This window comes from Halomonas sp. 3F2F (assembly GCF_014897805.1).
Taxonomy (GTDB): Bacteria; Pseudomonadota; Gammaproteobacteria; order Pseudomonadales; family Halomonadaceae; genus Vreelandella.
Map to the genome: position 1 here is coordinate 108,230 of NZ_JABUZE010000067.1, position 6,071 is coordinate 114,300.

Annotated in this window: 6 protein-coding genes; all 6 read left to right on the top strand. The window is 50.8% G+C overall.

What is annotated here, in order from left to right; all coding sequences use genetic code 11:
• Positions 1 to 70: 70 nt before the first annotated feature.
• Complete coding sequence (locus INT21_RS08360) at positions 71 to 1,117, top strand: PDDEXK nuclease domain-containing protein (RefSeq protein WP_193085056.1); 1,047 nt, start codon at positions 71 to 73, stop codon at positions 1,115 to 1,117.
• Positions 1,118 to 1,382: 265 nt separating this feature from the next.
• Positions 1,383 to 2,912: an HsdM family class I SAM-dependent methyltransferase gene (locus INT21_RS08365; protein ID WP_193085057.1), complete on the top strand. Its 1,530-nt coding sequence runs from the start codon at positions 1,383 to 1,385 to the stop codon at positions 2,910 to 2,912.
• Positions 2,902 to 3,840: an RNA-binding domain-containing protein gene (locus INT21_RS08370; protein WP_193085058.1), complete on the top strand. Its 939-nt coding sequence runs from the start codon at positions 2,902 to 2,904 to the stop codon at positions 3,838 to 3,840. Before INT21_RS08365 ends, INT21_RS08370 begins: the two co-directional genes overlap by 11 nt.
• Before the next feature lie 5 nt (positions 3,841 to 3,845).
• Entirely contained in the window at positions 3,846 to 5,048 is a 1,203-nt protein-coding gene (locus tag INT21_RS20345) for an HsdM family class I SAM-dependent methyltransferase (protein ID WP_226916862.1), read from the top strand.
• A 127-nt stretch (positions 5,049 to 5,175) separates the two neighbouring features.
• The gene (locus INT21_RS20350; protein WP_226916864.1) at positions 5,176 to 5,892 is read left to right on the top strand and encodes a hypothetical protein; all 717 of its coding nucleotides are present in this window, start codon (positions 5,176 to 5,178) and stop codon (positions 5,890 to 5,892) included.
• The gene (locus tag INT21_RS08380; RefSeq protein ID WP_193085059.1) at positions 5,885 to 6,061 is read left to right on the top strand and encodes a hypothetical protein; all 177 of its coding nucleotides are present in this window, start codon (positions 5,885 to 5,887) and stop codon (positions 6,059 to 6,061) included. Before INT21_RS20350 ends, INT21_RS08380 begins: the two co-directional genes overlap by 8 nt.
• The last annotated feature ends 10 nt before the right edge of the window (positions 6,062 to 6,071 follow it).

Sequence of the window (6,071 nt, forward strand, 5' to 3'; positions counted from 1 at the left end):
AATCGGCAAAATTTGATATTGTTAGACCAAAGCCAGCTGTAATTACCCTATGACGCCAGGGGTTAAGCCGATGACCGAGCAGAGCCCAATCGCTTTTAGCAGCCTTGTTAGCGCGATTACTCAACAGATAAAGCAAGCACGCGGGCAGGTTCGCCAAGCCGTGAATACGGCCATGGTACAAAGCTACTGGGAAATAGGCCGTTTAATTGTCGAGCACGAACAGCAAGGCAATAGCCGTGCTGATTATGGTAAGCAACAGCTACAGCAGCTTTCGCAACAGCTTACCGAGCGGCTGGGTAAAGGTTTTGATGTCACTAACTTGCGCAATATGCGCCAGTTTTACTTGAGTTTTCCAATTCGCGACGCAGTGCGTCTCGAATTGAGTTGGACTCACTATCGCACCCTTCTGCGAATAGAAAATGTCCAAGCCCGCGACTGGTATTTACACGAAGCGATCAACCAAAGCTGGAGTGCGAGAGCTCTAGAACGCCAGATTAATACCCTCTACTACGAGCGCCTCCTGGCCAGCCAAGAAAAATCACTGGTAGAAGCTGAAGCTCAACAAAACACCCAGCCGTTGGCGGAAACCGCCAAAGATTACCTGCGTGATCCCTACATTCTGGATTTCCTTAACCTACAGGATAAAACCTATCAGGAAAGCCAGTTAGAACAGGCCATTATCAGCAACCTGCAGCAGTTTTTACTGGAACTGGGTAAAGGTTTTGCCTTTGTGGAGCGCCAGCAGCGCATCCGCTTTGATGATGAAGACTTCTATATCGATTTGGTGTTTTACAACTTCAAGCTGAAGTGCTTTTTGCTGGTGGATCTAAAACTCGGCAAGCTAAGGCATCAGGATATCGGCCAGATGGATACCTACGTGCGCTTATACGATGAGCAACGCAAAGGCAGCGACGATAATCCCACCATAGGCTTAGTGCTATGCAGCGAAAAAAGCGAAGCCATAGTGAAGTACTCAGTGCTGGCCGAGCAAAAACAACTGTTTGCGGCGAAATATTTACCGTATTTACCCTCAGAGGATGAACTCAAGCGCGAGTTAGAGCGCGAGCGCGCAAAGGCAGTTGAGCAGCTTCAACAGCAGGGGCTGGGCGATGAGTGAAAATATATGCCGTGTAGCCCCTATTTAAGACGCTACGTTGCATACCAACGCCAGCAAGCCCCAAGGCTGTGCTGTCCTTAATATATCACCTAGACGAACAGTCAAGCAGTTACCCTGCGCTGCGAGAGGCTACAGCCATTCCTGCCTGTTACCGCTTAATTCTCCCCTGAAGCGTTCGTGATTCGTTAGACTATCCATCATTTAAATATCGGTCATTAGATTCAGCCCTAACGCTAAGTCTGCTGTATCTCTAAGGAATATCTTAATGCCCCTGACCCTTCCCCAGCTCGAACGCCACCTATTCAGTGCCGCCGATATTCTGCGCGGCAAGATGGACGCTTCCGAATTCAAGGAGTACATCTTCGGGATGCTGTTCCTGAAGCGCTGCTCGGACGTGTTCGACGAGCGCTATGCGCAGGTCGTCAGCGAACAGCTGGCCAAGGGTAAGACCGAGGTGGAAGCGGCCCAGATCGCCGAGAACCGTATCTGGTACAAGATGGGCTTCTATGTGCCGGAAACCTCGCGCTGGCGCTATCTGGTCAACGAAGCCCACAAGAGCGTGGGCGATTCTCTCAATACCGCCCTCGGTGGCTTAGAGCAGGGCAATACCAGCCTGCAGGACGTGCTGGCACACATCGACTTCAACCGTAAGGTCGGTCAAAGCAATATCTCCGACGCCAAGCTGCGCGCGCTGATCAACCACTTCAACGAATACCGGCTGCGCGACCGGGATTTCGAGTTCCCCGACCTGCTGGGTACTGCGTATGAATACCTAGTCGGCGATTTCGCCGGCAAGAAGGGCACTGAGTTCTACACACCACGCTCGGTAGTGCGCATGATGGTGCGGCTACTTGATCCGCAGCAACACCACCGTATTTATGACCCCTGCTGTGGCACCGGCGGGATGCTGATCGCCGCGAAGGAGTGGGTCGACGAGCACGGTGGCGAAGGCTTTCGGCTCGATTGCTATGGCCAGGAAAATGCCGGCACCTTATGGTCAATCGCCAAGATGAACATGCTGCTGCACGGCATCACCACGGGCAACTTGGAAAACGACGACACGTTGGAACACCCACGCCACATGAAGAACGGCGAACTGCAACGCTTCGATCGCATCCTGACCAATCCGCCATTCTCCTATAACTTCGGCAGCAAGGACACGGACGACAGCGGCCAGCCGGTGTTTCAGCCAAAATTCCGTACTGAACGTTTCAAGTACGGCGAGGTGCCGCTGGGCTCGAAGAAAGCCGACCTGATGTTCCTGCAGCATATGCTGGCGATGTGTGCCGACGGCGGCATGATTGCCACCGTCATGCCCCATGGCGTGCTGTTTCGGGGCGGTGAGGAGAAAAACATTCGCAAGGGCATCATCGAGGACGACCTGCTCGAGGCCGTCATCGGCCTGCCTCCGGGTTTATTCCATGGCACAGGTATTCCGACAGTACTGTTAGTGCTCAATAAGAATAAATCTGCTGATAGGTCAAAAAGTGTTATTTTTATCGATGCTGCTCATTGCTATAAGAAAGAGAAGGCTTTGAACGAGTTTCAAGAGGAAGACGTTGATAGGATCGTTGAGGCTTATGAAAGCTGGGAAAGCCAAGGTGACTATTCCAGGGTGGTGAACTTTGATGAAATTGCTGCCAATGATTTTAATGTGGGTCTTAATGGTTACGTTGATAACTCTCCAGCCTTGAGACGAATCAGGGAGCTAGGCGAGTATCATAAAAGATATGAAGCTTATGGGCTTGACCCAGAAGATGAAAACTCTGCTGCTACGAAAATCTATGCAGCCTAAATCAGTTGGCGAGAGAAAGAATTCGATTTTTATTAACTGTAAAAACGCAGGCAAGAAGGTGTGTAGTTCGATCAGTGAGATCAATGAAGAGAGAAAGGAAAATTATATTCAAGTGGTTCTTCGAGAGGATCTTCTGTTCTCAGAATATGCAAAGCTCTTCTTTTTGTCTGAGCTGGGCCAGCTGACCATTCGACATCCTTTATCGGGCCATATGGCCCCTATGTTAACTATTGGAAAAATAAAGGGTTTCAAGATTTACGCGCCACCTTTAGAAGAGCAGAAGAACATAATAGATTTGGCAAAAAGGTTGGATGTTGCGCGGAGGAATATCTCTGATCATTGGGATAACTTAATAACTAGACCTTCGCTTGCAAATAGTATTCAGGAAAAGTTGGATAGGTTTGTATATGACTTGTCTGACATGGGAAGCGAATCAGCTGTAAGATATATGCTTGAGAAAAACGAGAACAAACACATTGAGTTCAAGCAGTGTTTTTTTCTTTCAGAAAGTCAAGTTTATAATGAGGCCGAGTCAGTAGGGATTAATAAGGGCGAGCAAAGAAAGGCTGTAAAAAACACTGCCTCTTTCATTAATTCTGAAGGTGGTAGTTTGCTAATTGGTGTGAATGACGGAGGAGGGGTTGTTGGTGTCGAGCGAGAAATGGCTCGACTGAAAATGAAAAAATCCGAACAGTATATTAAGGGTTTGGAGGATGTTATTAAATCTCTTCTTGGTGAAGGCATAAGCAAGTTTTTAGATATCAGAGAAGTGATTATAGATGACAAGACTGTTATTTTGTTGAGCTGTAAGCGTTCTCCTAGGGCAGTTTTTTGTGATAAAGAGTTTTTTATACGCAGGTCAGCGGCGTCCGAAGCTTTATATGGACACGAAATGTTGAACTACATCCAGACACACTTTACGAGCTAAATTTCATGCCCCTAACCCTTCCCCAGCTTGAGCGGCACCTCTTCAGCGCTGCCGATATCCTGCGCGGCAAGATGGATGCTTCCGAGTTCAAGGAATACATCTTTGGAATGCTGTTCTTAAAGCGCTGCTCGGATGTGTTCGACGAACGGCACGAGCAAGTCGTCAAAGAGCAGATGGCTAAGGGCAAAAGTCGCGAGGCGGCCCTTGACGTAGCCGAGCAACGCTTTTGGTACAAGACGAGCTTCTACGTACCGGAAACCTCGCGCTGGGGCTACCTGTTCAATGAAGCCCACAAGAACGTGGGCGATGCGCTCAATACCGCGCTTGGCGGCTTGGAGCAAGGCAATACCAGCCTGCAAGACGTGCTGGAACACATCGACTTCAACCGCAAGGTGGGCCAGAGCAAGCTATCCGATAGCAAACTGCGCGGGCTGATCAACCACTTCAGCAAGCACCGTCTGCGCAATCGGGATTTCGAATTCCCGGATCTTTTAGGTGCCGCCTACGAGTTTCTCATCGGCGATTTCGCCGACTCTGCTGGTAAGAAGGGTGGTGAGTTCTACACGCCTCGCTCGGTGGTACGCATGATGGTGAGGCTGCTTAAACCCGAACAGGATCACCGCGTTTACGACCCCTGCTGTGGCTCCGGCGGTATGCTGATTGCTTCAAAAGAGTGGATCGACGAGCACGGCGGCGAAGGCTACCGGCTCGACTGCTACGGTCAGGAAAATGCAGGCACCGTGTGGTCGATTGCCAAAATGAATATGCTGCTACACGGCATCACCACCGCCAACCTTGAAAACGACGACACCCTGGAAAACCCTCGCCACGTCAAAAACGGTGAGTTACAGCGCTTTGATCGTATCCTGACCAACCCGCCGTTCTCCTACAACTTCGGCAGCAAGGATACGGACGATAGCGGCCAACCCGTGTTTCAGCCGCAATTCCGCAGTGAGCGTTTCAAGTACGGCGAAGTGCCGGTGGGCTCGAAAAAAGCTGACTTAATGTTTTTGCAACACATGCTGGCGGTATGTGCCGACGGCGGCATAGTCGCCACCGTTATGCCCCACGGCGTGCTGTTTCGCGGTGGCGAAGAGAAGAATATCCGCAAGGGCATTATTGAAGATGACCTGCTTGAAGCTGTAATTGGCCTGCCACCCAACCTGTTTTACGGCACCGGTATTCCCGCCTGTATTTTAATTCATTGAACAGAACACGAGCGTTATTACTCAAGAGAACGCGCTACGCGAGGCGTTTGAAGCCTGGTGGCAGCGCCATAGCAAAAGCATCACGGCGCTGGCCCAGCACCGAGAATATGCTGCGCTTCGTCAGGAGTTGCTCAACAGCTTTACCGAGAGCCTTCGCCCCATCGGCCTTCTGGATGATTTTCAGGTTAGCGGCATGATCGCCGGTTTCTGGCATCAGCAGAAGTATGACTTTCTCACCCTAATGGCGCGGGACTCACGAGGAGTGGTCGATGCCTGGCGCACCAGTATCGTCACCGCCATGGAAGACAAGATCGACAAAGACGACCCGCTGGAGCACAAGCTGGTGAAGTTCCTACTGGGCGGTTTTCTTGAAGAGCTGCAGGTATTGGAACAGCAGCAGGCCGAACTCGACGGCCAGATTAAGGTCGCTGAGGGTAAGCTGCCGAAACCGAGCGACAGCGACGAAGACGACGCCAGTGAAGGCGAAGTAACACTCACCGATATCGAGCGCGCCAAACTGGAAAAGCAGATCAAGGCGTGGAAACAGCAGCGCACCGCCCTGGTGAAAAAGCTCAAGGCAAAGCGCGCCATGTTGCCCGAAGAGCTTAGCGGCAAGGTCGACAATCTGGATAACGCCCAGGCCGCCGATCTGCTGCTGACCATTTTACACCACGATATGAAAAACATCGTTGAGCGCTATATCGGCACCCAGCGCCAGCAGCTGATTGCCACTGTGGAAAACTGGTGGGATAAGTACAAGGTGACGCTCACTGAGATCGAGCAGGCACGGGACAGCGCGGCTAAGACGCTGGCCGGGTACCTAAAGGAGCTGGGGTATGTCTGAGCAATTTGCAAAAATTAAATTGGGGATTTGCTGTCTTGCTATTAAGGATGGCACACATGGTACTCACCCTAGGGTCACCAAAGGTGTTCCATTATTAAGCGCTAAAAATATAACCAAGTTCGGAGAAGTTTCTTTTGTAAGCGCCATTAAACCGACCCACTTGCCCTAACCGTATTGAG